17 protein-coding genes and 1 pseudogene are annotated in these 19,670 nt (G+C 62.3%); 15 read left to right on the top strand and 3 right to left on the bottom strand.

Features of this window, described 5'->3' with window-relative positions:
* Positions 1-37: 37 nt before the first annotated feature.
* Positions 38-964, bottom strand: coding sequence for a LysR family transcriptional regulator (locus M9955_22485; protein ID MCO5084411.1), 927 nt, complete (start codon positions 962-964; stop codon positions 38-40).
* Between the two features lie 94 nt (positions 965-1,058).
* On the opposite strand from M9955_22485, the gene M9955_22480 reads away from it, so the two are divergent.
* From M9955_22480 to M9955_22470, 3 genes are read left to right on the top strand one after another with little or no spacing between them, the layout of a single operon-like run.
* Entirely contained in the window at positions 1,059-2,315 is a 1,257-nt protein-coding gene (locus tag M9955_22480) for a Xaa-Pro peptidase family protein (protein ID MCO5084410.1), read from the top strand.
* Positions 2,312-3,232 (top strand): NAD(P)-dependent oxidoreductase, encoded by a 921-nt coding sequence (locus tag M9955_22475; GenBank protein ID MCO5084409.1) that lies wholly within the window; start codon positions 2,312-2,314, stop codon positions 3,230-3,232. Before M9955_22480 ends, M9955_22475 begins: the two co-directional genes overlap by 4 nt.
* Positions 3,233-3,263: 31 nt before the next feature.
* On the top strand, positions 3,264-4,190 hold the full coding sequence (locus M9955_22470) for an NAD(P)-dependent oxidoreductase (GenBank protein ID MCO5084408.1): 927 nt from the start codon (positions 3,264-3,266) through the stop codon (positions 4,188-4,190).
* 199 nt (positions 4,191-4,389) lie between these two features.
* Here M9955_22470 and M9955_22465 read toward each other — a convergent pair whose 3' ends face one another.
* The gene (locus M9955_22465; GenBank protein MCO5084407.1) at positions 4,390-5,145 is read right to left on the bottom strand and encodes an SDR family oxidoreductase; all 756 of its coding nucleotides are present in this window, start codon (positions 5,143-5,145) and stop codon (positions 4,390-4,392) included.
* 170 nt (positions 5,146-5,315) lie between these two features.
* On the opposite strand from M9955_22465, the gene M9955_22460 reads away from it, so the two are divergent.
* From M9955_22460 to terL, 11 genes and pseudogenes are all read left to right on the top strand, one after another.
* Complete coding sequence (locus M9955_22460) at positions 5,316-6,191, top strand: AraC family transcriptional regulator (GenBank protein MCO5084406.1); 876 nt, start codon at positions 5,316-5,318, stop codon at positions 6,189-6,191.
* A 548-nt stretch (positions 6,192-6,739) separates the two neighbouring features.
* A complete protein-coding gene (locus tag M9955_22455) occupies positions 6,740-8,875 on the top strand; it encodes a TonB-dependent receptor (protein ID MCO5084405.1) in 2,136 nt (711 codons plus the stop codon).
* Positions 8,875-10,065, top strand: coding sequence for an MFS transporter (locus M9955_22450; protein ID MCO5084404.1), 1,191 nt, complete (start codon positions 8,875-8,877; stop codon positions 10,063-10,065). The genes M9955_22455 and M9955_22450 overlap by 1 nt, the downstream gene beginning before the upstream one ends.
* Positions 10,062-10,733, top strand: coding sequence for a class I SAM-dependent methyltransferase (locus M9955_22445; protein ID MCO5084403.1), 672 nt, complete (start codon positions 10,062-10,064; stop codon positions 10,731-10,733). The genes M9955_22450 and M9955_22445 overlap by 4 nt, the downstream gene beginning before the upstream one ends.
* Positions 10,730-11,785 carry a hypothetical protein gene (locus M9955_22440; protein ID MCO5084402.1) on the top strand — a complete coding sequence of 352 codons (1,056 nt, stop codon included), beginning with the start codon at positions 10,730-10,732 and terminating at the stop codon, positions 11,783-11,785. Before M9955_22445 ends, M9955_22440 begins: the two co-directional genes overlap by 4 nt.
* A 24-nt stretch (positions 11,786-11,809) precedes the next feature.
* Positions 11,810-12,340: a TetR/AcrR family transcriptional regulator gene (locus M9955_22435; protein ID MCO5084401.1), complete on the top strand. Its 531-nt coding sequence runs from the start codon at positions 11,810-11,812 to the stop codon at positions 12,338-12,340.
* A gap of 506 nt (positions 12,341-12,846) precedes the next feature.
* Complete coding sequence (locus M9955_22430; protein MCO5084400.1) at positions 12,847-13,101, top strand: hypothetical protein; 255 nt, start codon at positions 12,847-12,849, stop codon at positions 13,099-13,101.
* Positions 13,102-13,368: 267 nt separating this feature from the next.
* Positions 13,369-13,689 (top strand): DUF3489 domain-containing protein, encoded by a 321-nt coding sequence (locus M9955_22425; GenBank protein ID MCO5084399.1) that lies wholly within the window; start codon positions 13,369-13,371, stop codon positions 13,687-13,689.
* Positions 13,690-13,694: 5 nt separating this feature from the next.
* The gene (locus M9955_22420) at positions 13,695-14,174 is read left to right on the top strand and encodes a DUF2924 domain-containing protein (protein ID MCO5084398.1); all 480 of its coding nucleotides are present in this window, start codon (positions 13,695-13,697) and stop codon (positions 14,172-14,174) included.
* A pseudogene (locus M9955_22415) lies at positions 14,171-14,395 on the top strand (recombinase family protein). Before M9955_22420 ends, M9955_22415 begins: the two are co-directional and overlap by 4 nt.
* Before the next feature lie 947 nt (positions 14,396-15,342).
* A complete protein-coding gene (terL, locus tag M9955_22410; GenBank protein MCO5084397.1) occupies positions 15,343-17,655 on the top strand; it encodes a phage terminase large subunit in 2,313 nt (770 codons plus the stop codon).
* Between the two features lie 67 nt (positions 17,656-17,722).
* Here the strand turns inward: terL and M9955_22405 are convergent, their stop codons facing one another.
* A complete protein-coding gene (locus tag M9955_22405; protein ID MCO5084396.1) occupies positions 17,723-18,082 on the bottom strand; it encodes a helix-turn-helix domain-containing protein in 360 nt (119 codons plus the stop codon).
* A 127-nt stretch (positions 18,083-18,209) separates the two neighbouring features.
* On the opposite strand from M9955_22405, the gene M9955_22400 reads away from it, so the two are divergent.
* On the top strand, positions 18,210-19,223 hold the full coding sequence (locus tag M9955_22400) for a hypothetical protein (GenBank protein ID MCO5084395.1): 1,014 nt from the start codon (positions 18,210-18,212) through the stop codon (positions 19,221-19,223).
* The last annotated feature ends 447 nt before the right edge of the window (positions 19,224-19,670 follow it).

Genomic DNA, 19,670 nt, shown 5'->3' with positions numbered 1-19,670 from the left:
GGCTGGTACTCCTAACCGGACTGACAGCTACCGGCCCCTAAATAGTCAGGGCGTCGTCGCAGCCCTCAGAAGAAAATCCGCCAGTCGTCGCGCTTCGAGGGATCGGAGCGCTAGCCGGTCGGCAAAGATAGTAACCCCGGTCAGTCCTGAGTATGTCGGTGCCAAGCGTTACCAGGCGCTTCGTCTCAAGCTCAGTCCTGAGAAGCGCTACGCTGCCCAGCGCGATTCCGTTACCTCGGATGGCCTCGCCGATCGTTTGCGAGTAGGCACTCATCCGGTGAACCGTCCAGCCTTCCGGTCCCTTGATCTTCAGCCTGCCGAACCAGGCTTGCCAATCGATCCATTCGGGCGACCCCTTCACATAGTCGAGGAGGGGCGGAAGCCCCGGACCCCGCAACGCCGCGAATGAACTGGCATGGTGGCCCTGGAGTTTGGCCGCCACCTCAGGCGAAGCCATCGGCACCATTTGTTCGTCCAGCAGGCGCGTCGCATGCCAGCCCGGGATCGTGCCGTTGCTGTAGATCATGAGGAGATCGTTCGAGCCCGCGATGAGATCGCCCGTGTTGTCCGATGTCGTGAGACGCGTCGGACAGGCATCCCCTGACAGCCCGAAGGCTTGCAGCTGGGCTGTGAGCCAGAACATGCCGACCACCGTGTGTGCACCGATCGTCAGTGGCCGCATCGCTTGTTCGCGCGCTGTGCCCAGACCCTGGCGCAGGAATTCCAGCGCCATCGTGGTAGTGTGGTAGAGCCGCTCCCCGCTCTCAGTTGTCCTGACACGCTTTCCGGTACGCACGAAGAGCGGTTCGCCGATCCAGTCCTCCAACTGCCTGATGCGTTTGCTGACCGCCGCCTGAGAAACGTGCAGTTCGGATGCACAGCCAGTGAAGCTGCCAACACGTCGCGCGGCTTCGAAAAAGATCAGGAGGTCCAGCGGCGGCAACGTCGAGCGATACTTACTCATAACTCCAGGTTATCGTGAGACATGAGATTTTCCAACGTCGTCACGTCGACGGCGCACCGCCAGAATGGCACCCAGGCAATGGTACGGTCCTCGCATGGCAAATTTCGACTGGCACGCTGAACGCAGCGATCTCTCCGGCATAGCGCTGCTCGACAGGGCACCGGAAAGCGAGGGCATCGACCTGAGGCAGGTTCGCCTCTACCGGCAAGGCCGGGTGCGCGAGCAGATGGCGAAATATGGGGTCGACGCGATCATCCTCTCCGATCCGGTCAACATCCGCTACGCCACCGGCACCCGCAACATGCAGGTGTTCTCGATGCGCAATGCGCCGTCGCGCTATCTGCTGATGACCGCCAATCGATCGATCCTGTTCGAGTTCACCGGCTGCCTGCATCTTGCCGACGGCTACGAGACGGTGGATGAGGTCCGTCCGTCGAAGACGGCGAGCTTCGTCGCTGCAGGGCCGCATATCGCCGACCGAGAGCGCATCTGGGCGGACGAGATGAACGACCTGATCTTTGAACTGGTCGGCAAGGGCGTAACGGTCGGCCTTGAGCGCCTCAATGCCGGAACCTCGATTGCATTGGCGGCACAAGGCCTGCGCATCGTCGACGCCCAGCAGCCCGTCGAGATGGCCCGCGCGATCAAATCAGCGGAAGAGATGAAGTGCATCAACGCCTCGCTGCGGGCGACCGAAGTCGGCGTCGGCAAGCTGCGCGATGCGATCCGTCCCGGCATGACCGAGAACGAACTCTGGTCGGTGTTGCACAAGTCGGTCATCGAGCAGAACGGTGACTACTGCGAGACGCGGCTCCTGAGCGCTGGCCAGCGCACCAATCCGTGGTTTCAGGAGACGGCTAGCAGTGTCATCGGCGACAACGAACTGATCGCCCTCGACACCGACGTCGTCGGCTGCCACGGCTACTATTCCGACTTCTCGCGCACCTTCCATTCCGGCCCGGGCAAGCCGTCAGACGCGCAGCGCGACCTCTACAAGACGGCCATTGAGCAGGTCCATACCAACATGGACATCCTGAAGCCCGGAATGACCTTCCGCGACTATGCCGACCGGGCGTGGAACATCCCCGAAAAATACTACGCCAACCGCTACTACCTGTCGGCGCATGGCTGCGGGATGACCGGTGAATATCCCTATCTTTACCATCACGGCGATTTTCCCGATGCCGGCTATGACGGCGTCATCGAGCCCGGCATGACGATTTGCGTCGAGAGCTATATCGGCGAGGAGGGTGGAGCCGAGGGTGTCAAGCTCGAACAGCAAGTTCTGATCACCGGGACGGGAATCGAACTCCTGTCGCGCTTCGCCTTCGAAGAGGAGATGCTGCGATGAGTTCGCTGCCACACCTTGGCTTCATCGGCCTCGGCAATATGGGTGGCCCCATGTGCCAGCGACTCCTTCAGGCAGGTTATCGGGTGTGGGCCTTCGACCTTAACCAGGCGGCATTGGAGCGGGCTGTCGCGGCGGGTGCGGTGGCGGCAACCTCCGCCTCTGCCTGCGCCGCGGCCGCGGATATCCTCCTGACGTCCCTGCCGCGACCTGATCACGTCGAAGCAGTTATGAGCGGCAAGACCGACAGCCTGAAAAGCCTCAGGCCAGGGAGCCTGTGGATCGACCTCACCACCAACAGCAATGAGCTCATCTTCCGGCTTGCCGGGGATGCGCCCGACGGGGTGACCATCGTCGACAGTCCGGTGACAGGAGCGGTCGATGGCGCGCGGAATGGTAAGCTGACCCTGTTCGCCGGCGGCGAGAAGGCTGCATTCGACCGGGCAGAGCCAGTCCTCCGCCACCTCGGCAAGGTCATACACTGCGGCGCGCTCGGCACCGGCAACGTCGTAAAACTGGTGACCAACCAGCTCTGGTTCATTCACGCGGCGGCCATCGGCGAAGGCTTCGCGACCGGTATCGCGAACGGCGTCGAACTCGGCACGCTCTGGCATGCGATCCGTAACAGCGTCGGCGACAGCTTCGTCGCCGACCATGACGCTCCTTCGATCTTCGCTGGGCATTACGACCCATCGTTCTCGCTCGATCTGTGCCTGAAGGACCTGCGACTGATCCAGGAGCTGAACCGCAACGTCCGAGCGGCAATGCCAATGACCACCGCAGCGGAAGGCGCGTTTGCGTTGGCGGCAACGCGCTACGGCATTGGCGCCGCGGAACTTCATGTCGCGAAGCGGATCGAGGATGATGCAGGGATCTCCATGCGCCTCGACGGTGACTGGGTGCCGCATTGGGAGAAGTGACCACCGACATGATGACATCGAGGACATTGGCATGAGGGTCGGCTTTATTGGACTGGGCATGATGGGCCGCAACGCAGCGCTCAATATCCTGCGTCACGGCTTCGAGATGGTCGTCTATGACGTGCGGCCCGAAGCGCTCGTGCCGCTCGTCGACAAAGGCGCCACCGCGGGCGCCAGCCCGGCGGATGTCCTGAACCAGGTCGACGTGGTCGTTAGCATGGTCTTCGGCCCGAATGAGATCGAGGCAGTCCTCCGCGGGGAGGATGGCCTCCTGTCAAATGACTGTAACGGCAAGACATGGATCGATCTCACGACCAGCCGCCCGCAACTGATGCGCGACCTTGGCCGCGCGTTTCGTGCCAAGGGCGGCGCGCCCATCGATGCCCCGGTCACAGGATCCGTCGACGCCGCGATCCGGGGCGACATGTTGATGTTCGTGGGTGGGGAGGATGCTGACATCGAGCGCGCTCGCCCGGTCATTGAGACGATGGGCGAAATCCGCAAGGTCGGGCAGCATGGCAATGGCTATGTCGCCAAGCTGGTCAACAACCAGCTCTGGAAGATTCATGCCGCGGCCATCGGCGAGGCGATGGTTACGGCCAAGCTCGCAGGCCTCGACCCGAAAGTCTGGTGGGACGTGATGAAGGGCGGCGCAGCCGACAGCTTCGTCATGCAGCACGACGTGCCCTCGATCTTTGCAGGGCACTATGACCCATCGTTCCCGATTGCGCTGTGCCTGAAGGATCTCGGGCTCATCGAAGAACTCATGACCGAAATGGGCACGCGCAGCGAGCTGACCCGCGCGACCCACGACCGCTTCAAAGAAGCTGGCGCGCGCTATGGGACGGGCGCGGGCGAGATGACCGTCTGCAAGGTGATCGAGGACGATGCTGGCATCGACCTGCGTGTAGCCGGCGACTGGATTGCGCCATGGGAAGTCAAGGCGCCGGCCGACTAACCATGATCTGGGGTCGGCTCTCTCGATTGTATGGCCGATAGCGGACAGTCCGCTCACAGGCCCTGATGTTTCCATTTGGTTGGAACTGAAAAAGCGGTAGATTCGGCGCAACCTGAGACCACTCTTGCAAGTAGCCAGATGCTCTCAGCCATAGCAGCAGGCGAACCCTCTCGGGCTGGCCTGCCGCTTGGGTTTTGGTTCAGATTGCCTGACCTCCCGAAACCTCGATCCGCTGTGCGGTGACCCAGCGGTTGTCATCCGACAGAAGGCTCGCGACCATAGGACCGATATCATCGGGCAGGCCAACACGGCCGAGTGCGGTCAGCCCGGCGAACTGGGCGTTCAGATCGGGATTGTCGCGCACAACCCCACCGCCGAAATCGGTCTCGATCGCGCCCGGAGCGACGGTGTTCACGGCAATGCCCCGGGGGCCAAGCTCTTTCGCCATATAACGGGTCAGCACCTCAATCGCGCCCTTCGCCGCTGCATAGGCTGAGAAGCCTTCGTAGGAGAATCGTGTCAGCCCAGTCGAGAAATTCACGATCCGCCCGCCATCAGCGATCAGCGGCAACAACGCCTGGGCCAAGAAGAAGACCCCCTTCACATGCACGTCGAACAATCCGTCGAACTGCGCCTCGGTTGTCTCGCTGATCGGGGTGAACTCGCCATGGCCTGCGTTATTGATCAGATGATCGAAGGTGTCGCGATTCCACAGTTCGCGGAGGCTATCGCGCAGAGCATCGGCAAAGGTGGGAAAACTTGCGACTTTCGACACATCAAGCTGGAGGGCGACGGCCTTGCGGCCCATGGCTTCGATTTCCGCCACGACCTCACCTGCCTGGACGGCATTGCCACGATAGGCCACGACGACATCGCCACCGTGGCGGGCGATTGAAAGGGCGGTGTTTCGGCCAAGGCCACGATTGGCGCCGGTGACCAGTGCGATCTTGCTCATGTGATGTTCCTCATCTTGTTTGGATGAGCGGAAGATGGGGCAACAGGTGCGGCAGAGTTGCCTGTTCCTCGCATAGTTTTGCCTGTTTCTGCGAAATCCCAGGATAAGACTTGCAAAGGAGCCGATATCCCTTGCCTGATACCATCATGCTATTTCCTGAAGTTTTTCCGATGCGCAATCTCCTCGGCCTTGTTCGCCGCCACGCGGACGCCCATTCCGACCGGGCGGGTTTTGCGCCAACGCCCTTTCGTGGTCTGGGCGCGGTTCGCGCGCTCTATCCGGGCGAATTGCAGGTGACCGTGCAAAAGCCATTGATTGCAATCTGCCTTCAGGGCCGCAAACGGGTGACCATGGGCACAACCAGCTTTGACTATGGCGCTGGCGAGGCACTGGTTATCACCGCCGATGTTCCAACAATCAGCCAGATTCTCGAAGCTAGCCTCGCCGCCCCATATTACGCGCTGGCGCTGGAACTCGACGCATCGCTATTGCGATCGCTGTCCACCGAGGCCGATCTGCGTCCTGTCGATACTGTCCCGATCCGTGTGGAGCAGGCTGACACCGATGCGATCGATGCAGCCCTGCGCCTAATGCGGCTCATAGACCGGCCTACAGCCTTGCCAGTGTTGGGCGAGGCGCTCCTGCGCGAGATGCATTACTGGCTACTGACAGGGCGCCACGGCGCTGCGATTCGGTCACTTGGCGGCACCGATACCCACGCCCATCGCATTGCCCGGGCGGTGGCGCTAATCCGCCAGGACTATGCCAGTACGCTGCGCATCGGGGATCTGGCGGCTGTAGCGGGGATGAGTGAATCCTCCTTCCATCAGCATTTTCGAGCTGTCACCACGCTGTCGCCTCTTCAGTTCCAGAAGCAATTGCGGTTGATCGAGGCACGGCGACTGATGCTGGTGGACAGTGCAGGCATCGCCCATGCTGCCCACCGGGTCGGCTATGAAAGCGTGCCGCAATTCACCCGCGACTACGCGCGCCTGTTCGGTGCACCTCCCGGGCGCGACATGCGTGAGGCGAGACTAAGTGCATGAGATCGGCGCGTCGACCAGCGAGACTTAGTCTCTCTCTTCAGGATTGCACCAACGCTATTGGGCTGAACGGCAGCAATCCGCTTTACTCAGCACGATAGCGGACCGTCGTCTGACGGCCCCCATTTCCCACTTTGGAAGCGGGTGGGCCGAATCCTACGGCACTATGGGGTGGGAAGCCGAACGGCGGCTCTCGGTTGACAGAGGGCGGAAGCGGTCGCGCAGCGTCGCAAAATCTGTCGTTCCCAAGTTAGATATTCACGCCTGATTTTGCGGCGGAAACTCTTATGGAGAATCAGCGCAACTGACTTTGCCGCAAACTTAGGAATTTTGCGGCCGGCACGGGCAATCAGATCCACTTGGACGGCTTCTCTTCGTCCTGACTCTCCCTGAAACCTGACGAAGACACTCCGCTATTGCGCGGCTACGCGGATGCTGATAGCTGACTTAGTTGGTAACTTACCAAGTCAGGGGGAATTAGAATGGGGTGCGGGCGACGGACACGGCGGAGCATCGACCTTGTGAACGGGATGCGGCGGGGTCTCGTTCCCGTGACCGTGACAACCGTGCTTCTGAGCGGAATGGCGGCAGCCCAGGAACAGGACGTTGTCGCTGACGACCGCGAAACGACCATGCTCGCCCCGATCACCGTGACGGCCAGACATATCGAGGAGTCGATCCAGCGCATCCCCTTCGCTATAACCGCCGCCGGCGGCGAGGAATTGCGGCGTGAGGGTGTGAACGACACGCAATCTCTGGCGCGCCGCGTGCCGAACTTCAACCACGCCGATTCCGGGCTGACCTTCGCCAACCTCGTCAACATGCGGGGCATCGGCTCATCCTCGGCGCTGATCTCACCATCGGTCCACACCTATATCGACGGCATTCCCGTTCCTCCGCGAATCTTCGACATGCCCTTCGGCGACGTCGAGCGCATCGAGATGCTGCGAGGTCCCCAGGGAACGCATTTCGGGCTGAACGCGCAGGCGGGCGCCGTCAGCATCGTGACCCGCGATCCTTCGCCCGTCGCCGGAGGAAGCGCGGGTATCATCTTCGGGTCCCACGGCCGCAAGGAGGCGGACTTCACGCTGGAGGGGCCGCTGTCGGACGCGGTTTCAGGCCGCATTTCCGGCCGCATCAAAGATTTCGACGGCGACCTGACCAATGTGCTCTGGCCGGCTCCCGGCGTGGTGTCTTCTTCCGACAAAGGTTTGCGCGCGCGAACCTACGGAGCGCTTTCGGGAAAGCTGCTGTTCGAACCCGACGAGGTAAGCCGGCTGACGCTTTCGGGAAGCTGGAGCCGTGATCGGCAGAACCCGACCACCGGCGTCTGGCTGGACGATCCCGGCTTCCCGCGCAACGCACTCAATCCGTTGCCCGAGACGGAGACCGAGACCGCCGGCTTCGGCGCAAAGTACGAGCGCGATCTTGAATGGGCCCGCTTCACCTCGATCAGCGGCATCCAGCATTATTCGACATGGATGGAGGCCGACATCGTCGACGGGTTCATCGGTTCCGCGCAGACAGGCGCTCCGGGCTTCGCGCTTCAGGCTCCCGGTCTCAACGTCCACCGGATCGACGAGAGCAGCACCCAATTGAGCCAAGAGTTCCGCCTCGACGGCGAAACCGCAGGCGGCACGCGCTGGGTGGCGGGGCTGAGCGGCCTGTGGTCGCGTTTCGATTCCACGACTGACATCACCAGCATGGCGATGCCCAACGGGAGCTATCGCGGCAGGATCGACACGACGAACCTTGCGGCTTTCGGCGAGGTGACTGTGCCCCTTTCCGACCGGCTGAACTGGATCGGTGGCCTGCGCCTCACTCACGAGAGCAAGGATTTCGAGGGCCGGTTCCTCGGCCGCGCTGGCGCTTTGCCGCAATTCGACGAAGCCGGGCGGGTAAGCGATACATTCGTGACCGGCCGCACCGGGCTCACCTACGACCTCACAGAAGACCTGACGGCCTTCGCCACAGTGGCGCGTGGCGAGAAGACCGGCGGATACCTGTTCTACAACCAGTTCGCGGCAATGGGCATCCCGCTGACGCCATACAGAAGCTCGAACACCTGGTCATACGAGGCCGGGCTGAAGGCGGCGGACCTGGGGGGCTGGCTCGATCTGTCGGCGTCGGTCTTCTACAACGACACGAGGGACGAGCAGCTCTTCACCTACAATCCCGTTCTCGGACGCTTTTCGGTGGAGAACGCGGACACGCGCAGCTACGGCGCGGAGCTGGAGGCCGTCATCCGCCCGACGGCGGAGTGGAGTCTTGGCGCGAACATCGCATTGTTGAACGCCGAGATCACGGGCGGCAATCCGCTGATTCGCGGCAAGGACGTCCCCTACGCGCCGTCCTTCAGCGGGATGCTGCACGCCGAATACCGTCGTGACATCGACTTCGGCGGGTATAATGGCACGGGCTTCGTCCGGGCCGAATACAGCTATACCGGCGGTCGCCAGATCGATCCCGCCAACAGCCGCAAGCTCGACGGCTACGGCCTCGCCAATCTGCGCGCGGGCTGGCAAGGCGACCGGCTGGAGGTTTTCGGCGCCGTCGAGAACCTGTTCGACAAGAGCTATGTGACATCGGCGTTTCAGGCAGGAACGGACACGGCCGGACAACCGGTCTTCGCGGGCGTTCCCGGCAAGGGAAGGACGTTCGCTCTCGGTGCGCGGGTGAGTTTCTGATGCGTGCGGAAAGGAGCTTCCGCATCGAAGCCCTGCCTCTCCTCTTCGCCCTCGCGGCGAACGCAGCCGCTCAATCCTTCGTGCTGGTCGTGCTTCCCGCACTCGGCCGCGATTTGGGGTTCTCGCCGATCGAGACCGGGTTGCTGCTGGGTCTCGCCGCGCTGATCCTGCTCGTTTCCGCGCCTGTATGGGGCAGGGTCAGCGAGACGTGCGGCCGCCGTTTCGTTCTGCTGACCGGGCTAATGGGCGCGGCTGTCGGTCCCGCGCTGATGGCCGGGGTCATCGCGCTGCGACTCGACGGCGCGCTCGACCGCATGCCGACGCTCGCGCTGCTGTTCGCGATCCGCGCCGGGCAGTCGATCCTTTCGGGCGGGCTGCTGCCGGCGGCGCAGGCATGGATGGCGGACGGCACGCCGCCCGAGCGCCGCGCCGAGGGCATGGGGCTGCTCGGCGCGTCTTACGGCATCGGCGGTATCGCCGGCGCGGGCGTGGCCTTCGCGGCGGGCGGCGACATGCCCGCCGCCGCGCTCATGGGGTTGGCGGCAGGCGTCGGCATCGGGTTCGTCCTTGTGCGGCTGCTGATCGGCGACCGAAGGGAGAACGCCGGCCGGAGCGTTTCCGTCGCTCTTCCGTTGCCTGCGATCTGTCCAAGCCTGATCGTGACGTTCCTCGGCGTCACCATCTACGGGATCATGCAGCATGTGACCGCCTTGCGGCTGGAGGACGGCCTCGCCCTGCCGCGCGCGCAGGCCATCTCGCAGGCGGGCGGCGCGCTGATGGGCGCGGCGGTCGTCATGGCGCTGGTGCAGACGTTCGGCCTGCGGCTCCTGAAGCTTGAACCGGCCAGGCTGATGCTTGTCGGCGCAAGCGCGGCGGCAATCGCCATGATGGGCGTAGCCGTGGCCGGAAACATATCCGTGCTGATCGCCGCGCTCTTCGTCATGGGCGCGGCGCTGGGCCTGCTTCTGCCCGGCAACCTCGCCGTTCTCAGCCTGATCGCCGGGCCGCAGGCTCAGGGACGGGTCGCCGGAGTGAATGCGGTCGCACAGGGGCTGGGCATGGCGGCAGGTCCGATTGCGGGTGCCGCCCTGCACCGTCTGTCGCCGGTTGCTCCCCCGATCATGGCGGCCGCAGCCATGACGGCAGCCGTACTCGCCGTGCTGATCATCCGCAAGAAAGGTGCGTCATGACCGTTTTTCCCGACCAGGCGGCGCTCGACTACGACGAGCGGATCGTCCGGCTGGTGCCGGGCTATGCGCTGGCGCTCGATCTGATGGGCTGCATTCTGGCGACGCGGGCAAGCGCGCCCTCCCGCATCCTGGCTCCGGGCTGCGGAACCGGCTCGGAGATCGCCGTGCTGGCGAGGCAATTGCCGCATGCGCGCTTCACGGCGCTCGACCCCTCCGCCGGCATGCTGGACGCCGCACGGTCCAAGCTCGCAGCGACCGGGTCAGCTGAACGCACCGCATTCGTGCACGGCATGCTCGACGATCTGCCGGAAGAGCCGCACGACGCCGCCACCGTGTCGCTGGTGCTGCATTTCCTGCCCGACGACGGAAGCAAGGCGACGTTTCTCGAAGGCGTCGGCCGCCATCTTTCGCTCGGCGCGCCTCTCCTGCTTTTCGACGCGACGGTTTCGGAAGGCGCCGACGAGGGGCTTGCCCTGTGGCTGGCGCGGCAAGGCCATTCTGCCGAAGCGGTTCAGGCGGTGCTGACGCGCATGAAAACGCAATGGCGGCGCGCGACGCGGGAGCGCGTCGACGAACTGCTGGCGGAGGCCGGCTTCACGGCGGGCAGGCCGTTCTTTCAGGCGTTCGGCTTTTTGGGCGTTCACGCCGAGCGCAGGAGCGCCGGATGAACGGCGCGGGAGGCATCCTGATCGTGGGCGGATACGGCCATGTCGGCGGCCGCATCGCCGCAAATCTTCTGCGTCTGGGCCTTGGGCCGGTCCTGCTGTCGGGGCGCGACGTGGGCAAGGCGCGGGAAGCGGCGGAAAGCCTCGGCTGTGAGGCCCGGTATATCGATCTCGCAGAGCCACAGAGCTGGGATGGGGCGCTCGCCGGCGTCGACGCCGTCATCGGCTGTGTCGACCCGCAGGATGCGGGGTTCGCGGCCCATGTGCTCACAAAGAGCCTCACCTATGTGGACGTGACGGCGAGCGACGGCTTCTTCCGGCAGGTGGAGAAACTCGACAGTCTTGCACGCGACAAAGGGGGCCGCGCGATCCTTTCCGTAGGGCTTGCGCCCGGTCTGACGAACCTGCTCGTAAGGGCCTGCGTCGAGACGATGGATCGGGCCGAAAGCGCGCAAATCGGCATCATGCTCGGGCTCGGCGACGAGCACGGAGCCGCCGCGATCGACTGGACGCTCGCCGGCTTTCGCTCCGCTGGACGCATGCGCGAGCGGATCGAGACGATCGCCTTCGGCGCGCCGCCCCGGGACCACCCCGCAATGGTCTTCGACTTCGCCGATCAGTACGTCGTGCGGCGTACGCTGGGACTGGCGGAGGCGCGGACGCTGCTGACCTTCGATTCCGCAGCGCTCGGCCGGCTCCTGCTTGCCGTCCTGCCTCGTATTGCGGCAAGCCCCATGCTTTCGTCAGTCGTGCGAAAGTCCATGCGCTGGCTGCGCTTCGGATCGGATCGCGCCGCGCTGACGGTGACAGTGAGCGGATACCATGGCGGTCGCCCCGCCACCGCCAGCGCGGTCCTCGAAGGGCGAAAAGAGGCGGAGATCACTGCGCTCGTCGCCGCGCTTGTCGTGAAGCATGCCCAGCATGCAGGACTCGCGCCCGGGGTCCGCCATATCGAGCAAGTCCTGTCCATCGAGGCTCTGGCTCCCGCGTTACGGGAACACGGCGTACGCATCGAACTGCCGAGGCGTCCTGTATTGGACGACGGAGTGCGCTAGAAGGAGACGAACAGGAGCGCGACTTTGACAAGCCAGCAGAAGAACGTCCGCCAGCGCATTCTCGATACCGCGCTCGACATCGTCGAGAGCGAAGGCATGAAGGCCCTCACGCAGCCGCGGATCGCGAAGGCTTGCAGGCTGCGCCAATCCCATCTCACTTACTATTTCCCACGCAAGGCCGATCTCTATGTCGCGCTTCTCGACGCTTCCCACCGACGAGCGGAGCAGAAGGCGGGCAAGGCGGAGATTCCGCTGGAGGAGATGCTGGCGTCGTTGTTCTTCGAACCCGAGCGCATGTGCTTCTTCCTGTCGATCATGCTGGAGGTCGGCGACGATCCCGAGCTTGGTTCGGTCCTGCGCGACCATGCGCGGGGGCTCTGCGTTGAAATCGCCGCGAGAATCGGACGGGAACCCGGCGATCCGCATGTGCTTTCGTTCGTGGACGAGTTGCGCGGGTTGGGATTGCGCGCGCTGATGGGTCAGGATTCCATGGGCGACCGGCTCGCTCTGCTGCGCTCCGTTGCGGAAAGACACGGGCTGACCTTGTCGGCATGACCGGCGGGCCGGAAAGGCGAAGCCGCTCAGACGGCCGGGTCCGGATCTAGGGCCTTCGCCAGCATGCTCTTGGGCGAGCAGTGCCAGCCAAGTGCATGCGCATGCGGAACGTGCTTTGGCGGTCTTCAACTACTTTTCATCCGCTACCCTGCGTGCTGCCAATGGCCTCCTATCACGGCGCAGAATAGTTAATGCAGGCGGGTTAAAGCTGCGGATGGCGACTTGTCGCAAATATCCCAAAACATGCAACAGCTTCAGCCATCTTAGCTTCCGCTTTAAGGGGCGTCATTTATAACGATCAGTGACTGGGATTAGGGTCGTAACCTGAAGGGTCGCTTTCGTCTGGCTGGAACTCCTGACCGGACTGTCAGCTTCCGGCCCCTTCTTGCAATTCCATCACCGCGACACGCCACTCGATTCCGACTGGACTTCGCGCTCCTTGTACGCATTGGTGAGCTGACCCGGTGACGGCTTCTGTCGGTAGTGGACAACCGATGGAGCCTGTCATGCCAAAATCCTCTGGCCACGTGGAGCAATCCCTGCCATCACCGGGTTCAGCTGTGCCTGACCTAGAGGATGATCTGCGCATCCTGCGCGGCACGCTGAAGGCGCTGACCATGATCAGCGTCTGCCAGGACGAGATCCATCCCGAGGGGCTGCATGTGCTGGCGCGGTTCGGCGAGGAGGCGCTCGATCGTGTCTACGCCGCATGGGAAGCAGCGCGCTCAGGTCAAGGGGTTCTCGACCATTCTGCTGACTGACCATGCGTTTCTATCGAACCGGACTGGACTTGTCCTGCAAAGCAAGCACTGGTCATCACCACAAAGCAGGCGGCCAGCGACCCAGCCGATCTTATCCAGCCCGCAACTGCGGGCTTCAGCCAGTATAGCCGCCGGATTGGCCAGCGGGCTGAACTGATGGAGACGACAGATGACCAATCTCGACACGCAGACTGAGGCAGCCACCATCACACAGATCGCTGATGCGGCAGTTGCCATGCCTTCGGCAAGGAAGGCGCGCAAATCGAAGTGGCCTCGGATGGTAATGCGCTCACCGTCGAATCTCAGGTGGCGGAGGTCACCAGCAAATCTCAAACGAAACGTTTAAAGCCCGCCAAGACGGGTGCGGCGCAGCCCGTGACCAAGGCGGCGGCAGTGTTGAAACTCTTGCGGACATCGAAGGGTGCGACGGTCGATGCGTTCATGGCGGCGACTGGCTGGCAGTCGCACTCGGTGCGCGGCTTCTTCTCCGGTGTGGTCAAGAAGAAGCTCGCGCTGACCGTGACCAGCGAGGTCGGCAAGGATGGAGTGCGGCGCTACCGGATTGTCGAAAGCGGCGCGGCGGGCTGACGGTGATGCGTATCGAAGTGAAGATCGAACAGGAGGTCGCAGCGCTCTGCGACCTCACCCGCGACGAGCTCGTCGAACGCTGGGAGGCCGCGCACGGCTGGCCACCGCCGAAGGGCGTCAAACGCGGTCTGCTGGAACGATCGGCAGCCTGGCATCTGCAGGCGAAGCGTTTTGGTGGATGGTCGCGGTTCACAAAGCAGATACTGCGAGCCTCGATCACGAAGAAAGACGGGGCGCCGCTGCGACGCCGGGCGGGAACGGTCGGCGCGGCAGGCAGGGAAGCTCCTGGGAAAGACGCATTTGTTCCCAAACCCTCGCCTTCGTCTGGCACGCGCCTGATGCGGGAGTGGAATGGCAGAATGCATCTGGTCGATGTGACGGACAGGGGCTTTGTCTTCGACGGCAAGACCTATCGGTCGCTGACAGCCATCGCAAAACGCATCACCGGGGTGCACTGGTCCGGCCCGAGGTTCTTCGGGCTATGAGTACCTCCCCTCGCCTGCGCTGCGCCGTCTATACGCGCAAGTCGACCGAGGAAGGTCTCGATCAGGAGTTCAACTCACTCGATGCCCAATTCGAGGCCTGTGCCGCCTACGTCGCATCTCAGGCCGGGCTGGGATGGAGACTGGTCGGCGATCGTTATGACGATGGCGGCATATCGGGCGGCACCATGGAGCGCCCTGCCCTCAGGCGTCTGCTGCAGGATACGCCCGCGGCACATGCGCATTGGGCGGAGGTTGAGCGTCTCACATCACAAGGCCCAGCGATTCGCGCGAGCATCGAGACACCGATCCGCGACCATCGCCACGATGCTCTTTCCCAAACACTTGGAAACGAAAACTGCCCAACAGAGACGCTCACGGCCAAATCGGGCCAAACGCGCGAATACGGCCGTCTCTTCACCAAGTGTTCGCGGAGCAACCCCGCTAACCCACGGATAAGTCGACGCTATTTGGAGACTGCTATTGAGCGCGGGAAATGCGGAGACTGAATGGTGGTGTGGGCAGTCTTCTGCGAACCAGTCTCTGGTGAGAATTCCCTGATAGAGGCCAAATTACAGGGAATTTTCGCCTTTCCCCACACAAATCCGGCCAGCAGGCGCCAAATCTCAGCGTAAAATCAGATATTTGCAACAGAATTCCCTATGGCGGATAACAGGGAATTTTGGGCTGAGTTCCGGGAATTCAGCTTGGTGATGCGGCGATGCTAACCCTTGAAAGGGAAGTCATTCCCGTTGGCTGCTCAGCGTGTGGACCGAGTTGACCGCGAGCAGTCGTGGGTCCTGTCTTTCTGATCCTGTGCCGAGAGCGTTTTCTATCCGGACGCTGCGCCGTTCCGAAGCCTCAGCGGTGGTTGCACTTTACCGACATGAGCGCGACCTGACCGCTTGGACAAGGCCACGCCAGCTAGTGCTCATGAGCGGACTTTCTCTGGTGATGGACGTCTGATTTCTTGCGGCAGCGGGACAGACGGCGTGCACCTTCGCCAAATACACGGCCCGCCGCAAAGCCTGCTGTTTCCAACGCCAACGCACCGCTTCTTCGAGGTCCGACCTTTTAGTCGGCACCCCCCATACCCAGGCTTGACCAACTCGGCTTTATCTTCGTCGGCACGGATCACGTGCATCGCCTACAACGGCCCGAGGAGATCGACATGAGCCAAGCGAACACTCAACCAATGGTCAGGTATCAGCAGATCGTCGAGACGGATCTCGATGACCTGCGCATCCCACCGCGGGAATTGCGCAAGCACAGCCCGCATCAGATTACCAAGATCGCCGCATCCATACGTCGGTACGGCTTCATCGGCTCGGTCATCGTCAGCGAGAGCAAAGAGATCATAGCGGGCGTCGCGACGGTTGCCGCGGCCCGCCAGCTTGGCCTCCTTCGGGTGCCGACGATAGCGGCATCGCATCTCACGCCGACACAGATCCGCAAGTTCCGAATTGCACACAACAGACTGGCAGAAGATGCGAAATGGAACCTGCCGGAACTCAAGCTGGAGTTTTCGGAACTCTTAGAAATTGACCCCGGGGACAATCTCGACCTCACCGGTTTCGAGACGGCTGAGATCGATCTCATCCTAGACGGCGAGCCGGAACGGGATGTGGCGGATGAAGACGGCACCAAGCCACCGTCCGACCCCGTGAGCCGCCCTGGCGATCTTTGGCGCATCGGAGATCATCTGCTCTTCTGCGGAGACGCCAAAGACCCCGTCTCTTATGAGCGCCTGCTGCAGGGCGAAGCGGCGGACATCATCGCATCCGACCCGCCGTTCAACACGAAAATTTCGAATAACGTCAGCGGGCTCGGAAAAGTCAAACACGGAGAATTCGTCGAAGCCTCCGGCGAAATGTCCCCCGCGCAATTTTCCGAATTCCTGACCACCTGCATCACCGCGATGGCGGCAAGCGCCAAGGAGAGTGCCCTGCTCTATCTCTTCATGGACTGGAGATCCGTGCATCGCTTAATGCTCGCCGGCGAAGAACTCGGGCTGGAAATCGTCAACGTGTGCGTCTGGCAAAAATCGGCCGGCGGCATGGGAAGTCTCTACAGGAGCCAGCACGAGCTTTGCGTGGTGTTCAAGAAGCCGGGTGCGACCCACACCAACAACATCCAGCTTGGGCGATACGGACGCAATCGAACGAATGTCTGGTCGGTCCCCGGTCTCAACAGTTTTTCGCGGGATCGCAAGGAATTGCTGGCGCTTCATCCGACCGTGAAGCCAGTGGTGTTGATCGCCGATATTCTGCGGGATGCCTCCAGGCTCGGCACCGGTCTTCGCAACATCATGCAGTCCGACCGATATCGTGCTTTGTTTCCGAATGCCCGCCTTGGCGGCAAGAATACCGAGACAGAGCAATCGACGACTGCCGGTGGCTTGCGCTACGCAACGTCGGTCGGGGGAACGCTCACCGGTCGTGGCGGCGACCTGATCCTCGTCGACGACCCGATCAAAGCCGGCGATGTCATGTCGGAAGCCGAGCGCAATTCTGTCAACAACTGGTTCCGCGACACGCTGCTTTCCAGACTGGACAGCAAACGCGATGGCGCCATCGTCATCGTCATGCAGCGACTGCATGAAGATGATCTCGTCGGCCATCTCACGGACGCCGATGATCATGGCTGGACCGTGCTGGACATCCCTGCCATCGCGCCGGAGGATCGCAGCTACAGGGTCAGCAATCTGCGGGGCCGGAAATACTATCATCGCAAAGAGGGCGAGGTGATCGACCCGACGCGGGAAAGCCGGGAAAATCTCGAGCAATTGCGCCGCGACCTCGGATCGGCACAGTTTGCGGCTCAGTACCAGCAGAACCCGCTGCCGCCTCAAGGCAATTTGATCAAGCGCGAATGGCTGGTAAGCTATTCGCAGATGCCGGCTCTTGGCACCGCGGATGCCATCGTCCAAAGTTGGGACACGGCGATGAACGCCAAGGAGCAGAACGACTATTCGGTCTGTACGACATGGGCAGTCTTCGGACGGCATTATTATCTGCTCGACGTGTTCCGCCGACGCGTCGAGTTCCCGCAATTGAAGAAAGCCGCCCTCGACCTCATTCAACGCTATCGGCCGGGCATCGTCCTGATCGAGCAGGCCGGCCACGGCATAGCGTTGAGACAGGAACTACTTATGGCACTCCGGGCGCGACGAGAAAGGCCCAACTTTCCAAGTCTCTCGCCAAAGGGCGACAAGGAAAGTCGAGTGTCCGGTGTGTCCGCCATGATCGAGGATGGACGTGTGCTCATCCCAGCCGAGGCCCTCTGGCGAGATGCGTTTATCAGGGAGATCGCCGGCTTCCCCTCGACCAGATACGACGATCAGGTCGACAGCCTGACGCAGTTCCTTGGCTTTGTCCGGATGCGGCAGAACTTTCCGCAAAGGGACCCCGAGACGGGGCGCCGAAAAATGCAACGCACTCGGTTGCGCCCCCGAACGGCCCCTGCCTCGAACACGGGTGATTGAGCCCAACGTGCCCTTTGGTCCGGACGGCATTGGAGGTTCGACCTCGCTTTCCTCCGCATATGGCCCTCTACCCGTCCGCCGCCTTCGGCCTGCGGGGAGACTGTCTGACCAGCGCCTCGAGCGTCGCCACGGCAACGTCAAGCTCGCGTTTTCCCAGTTCGCCGACAAGATGACGAGCCAGGGTAACGGGATCGTTCGGCGCCGATCTTTCTCCGTGGCCAAGATCGTCGAAGAGATCGGACCATGTGATGTCGAGCGCCCGGCACAGCCGCTCGATTGTTACGAATGATGGCCAGTTGACGCCGCGCTCGATCATGGAGACGGCGTCGAGACTGCGATCGATGGCCGCAGCGAGATCGCTCTGGTCCATCCTGCGCAGTTCCCGCAATGTTTTGATGCGTCGGCCGAGCGCCTGCTTGAGGTTCATGATCCGTAGTTTGAAGTCGGATCAAGATCGGATGAACCGAGGTCCTTTACGAAAAGAACTTGATGTTCGTATCCAAACTACGCCCTAGTGCTCCTATTCGAACCTATCGTTCCCTGGGAGTCACTTCATGCATCCGGCCTTCCTCGCTCTCTTCATCCTGGCGGTCCTGCTCTACCTGCTCGTCTCGCTCATCCGTCCCCTGCCCCCGTTCCGAAAACGCCTGCACGTCCTTCTGCTCGGTATTCCCGGAGGGGTCTTCGCCATCCTGGTGATGATGGTGATCGCAGGGCTGACCACGAAGACGAACCAACTCGCGACCGAACCGACCGGGACTTCGGAGAGCGTCGTGTCGGATGGCGCAAACGCAGAAGCGCCATCCGTGGCGGCGGCAACCGACGAACAGGACGGATCAAAGCAGGAGATCGTCGCGACAGCCGAAGAGCAAGCGGCAAACACCGAACGGCAGGATTTTGCCATCTCCGCCCTCACCCACCATAACAAAGCTATGGGCAAGCGCGTCACCTACCGCGATCCGCGAACCGCACGCATCGAGCGCTCCGAGTTCTCTAAGGACGACTGGACGATCAACGCGGACCATGCCGACGTGATCTGTTTTGCCGATGGCAACAACGCCGTCTTCCTGGCGATGAACGGTGCCATCGTTGCGGCCAACGGCAAAGCCCGGCAGTTTGTCGATCATGCCGATGGAGATGGCATCGTACTGAAGGACGGCACACTCCAGCCGGTCCTCGAACCCGATCTGGAGAAGAACGCGCGTCTATTGAACCAAGCAATACGGGTCGGGCTCGAACTCTGCGGCCAGAAAGATCTCGACGAGATCACGAGGGCTGCGAAAGAGGCCGCGGAGCCTGCGGACGGCGAACCACAGAGCAAGGACGCTCTCTACCTCGATGCGGCCCTGGTCATGGTCGGAGCCAAAATCTGCGGCTACAAACTCGATGCCGTCGCACTGGTCGACCATCTTCAGGCGAACGGCATCGATCAGGCGGATTTTAGGGCCGAAATCACCTCCTATCTTGGTCTCGCCGAGGGAGTTCTCAAAGCAGGCGATCAGTCGTTCTGCGAGGAAGAGCTCCTGCCCAAGTTCGGCAAGGACGGGTTCGGCTTCGTGTCGGAATAGGCCTAAGCAAAATCGTCTGCCGGTCTCGCCATCAACGTTGTCGGAGCCGACAGCCCCAATAGGCCGCCCGAAATCGGCGCCTTCGATCTGGTGACACTTCGCCAGAGCCAGCACTTTGCCATCCTCGATCCGGACGTCGCCTTCGCCGATGCTGAAGATTTGGGATTTGGGCATACTGTTCATCACCGCTCTGCCAATGACGAGCTCAACAGCCGCCCCGTTGACGTCTTTAGACTTCGCACGCCAGCCCTTGAGATTCGGATCTCTTGGACCCCGATGCCGCCTCCCTCATGAAGACCGGTTGCGTGCGAAGACCCGGTTGGAACTCTACCACATTCGAGCTGTGGGCACCGCACCTTGCGACGCCGCGTTGCCGAGAAGCACCTGGGCCAAGCGCGCCGCTGAGGATATTAGCATCACGGCCCCTGTGAAGAAGTGATGCTGGCA

This window comes from Rhizobiaceae bacterium (assembly GCA_023953845.1).
GTDB lineage: Bacteria > Pseudomonadota > Alphaproteobacteria > Rhizobiales > Rhizobiaceae > Arvimicrobium.
This window is presented reverse-complemented; position numbering and strand designations above follow the sequence as displayed.

Bases quoted from the DNA above. Each gene is read 5' to 3' on its own strand.
- M9955_22485 (MCO5084411.1), bottom strand. From the start codon at position 964: ATGAGTAAGTATCGCTCGACGTTGCCGCCGCTGGACCTCCTGATCTTT.
- M9955_22480 (MCO5084410.1), top strand. From the start codon at position 1,059: ATGGCAAATTTCGACTGGCACGCTGAACGCAGCGATCTCTCCGGCATA.
- M9955_22475 (MCO5084409.1), top strand. From the start codon at position 2,312: ATGAGTTCGCTGCCACACCTTGGCTTCATCGGCCTCGGCAATATGGGT.
- M9955_22470 (MCO5084408.1), top strand. From the start codon at position 3,264: ATGAGGGTCGGCTTTATTGGACTGGGCATGATGGGCCGCAACGCAGCG.
- M9955_22465 (MCO5084407.1), bottom strand. From the start codon at position 5,145: ATGAGCAAGATCGCACTGGTCACCGGCGCCAATCGTGGCCTTGGCCGA.
- M9955_22460 (MCO5084406.1), top strand. From the start codon at position 5,316: ATGCGCAATCTCCTCGGCCTTGTTCGCCGCCACGCGGACGCCCATTCC.
- M9955_22450 (MCO5084404.1), top strand. From the start codon at position 8,875: ATGCGTGCGGAAAGGAGCTTCCGCATCGAAGCCCTGCCTCTCCTCTTC.
- M9955_22445 (MCO5084403.1), top strand. From the start codon at position 10,062: ATGACCGTTTTTCCCGACCAGGCGGCGCTCGACTACGACGAGCGGATC.
- M9955_22440 (MCO5084402.1), top strand. From the start codon at position 10,730: ATGAACGGCGCGGGAGGCATCCTGATCGTGGGCGGATACGGCCATGTC.
- M9955_22430 (MCO5084400.1), top strand. From the start codon at position 12,847: ATGCCAAAATCCTCTGGCCACGTGGAGCAATCCCTGCCATCACCGGGT.
- M9955_22420 (MCO5084398.1), top strand. From the start codon at position 13,695: ATGCGTATCGAAGTGAAGATCGAACAGGAGGTCGCAGCGCTCTGCGAC.
- terL (MCO5084397.1), top strand. From the start codon at position 15,343: ATGAGCCAAGCGAACACTCAACCAATGGTCAGGTATCAGCAGATCGTC.
- M9955_22405 (MCO5084396.1), bottom strand. From the start codon at position 18,082: ATGAACCTCAAGCAGGCGCTCGGCCGACGCATCAAAACATTGCGGGAA.
- M9955_22400 (MCO5084395.1), top strand. From the start codon at position 18,210: ATGCATCCGGCCTTCCTCGCTCTCTTCATCCTGGCGGTCCTGCTCTAC.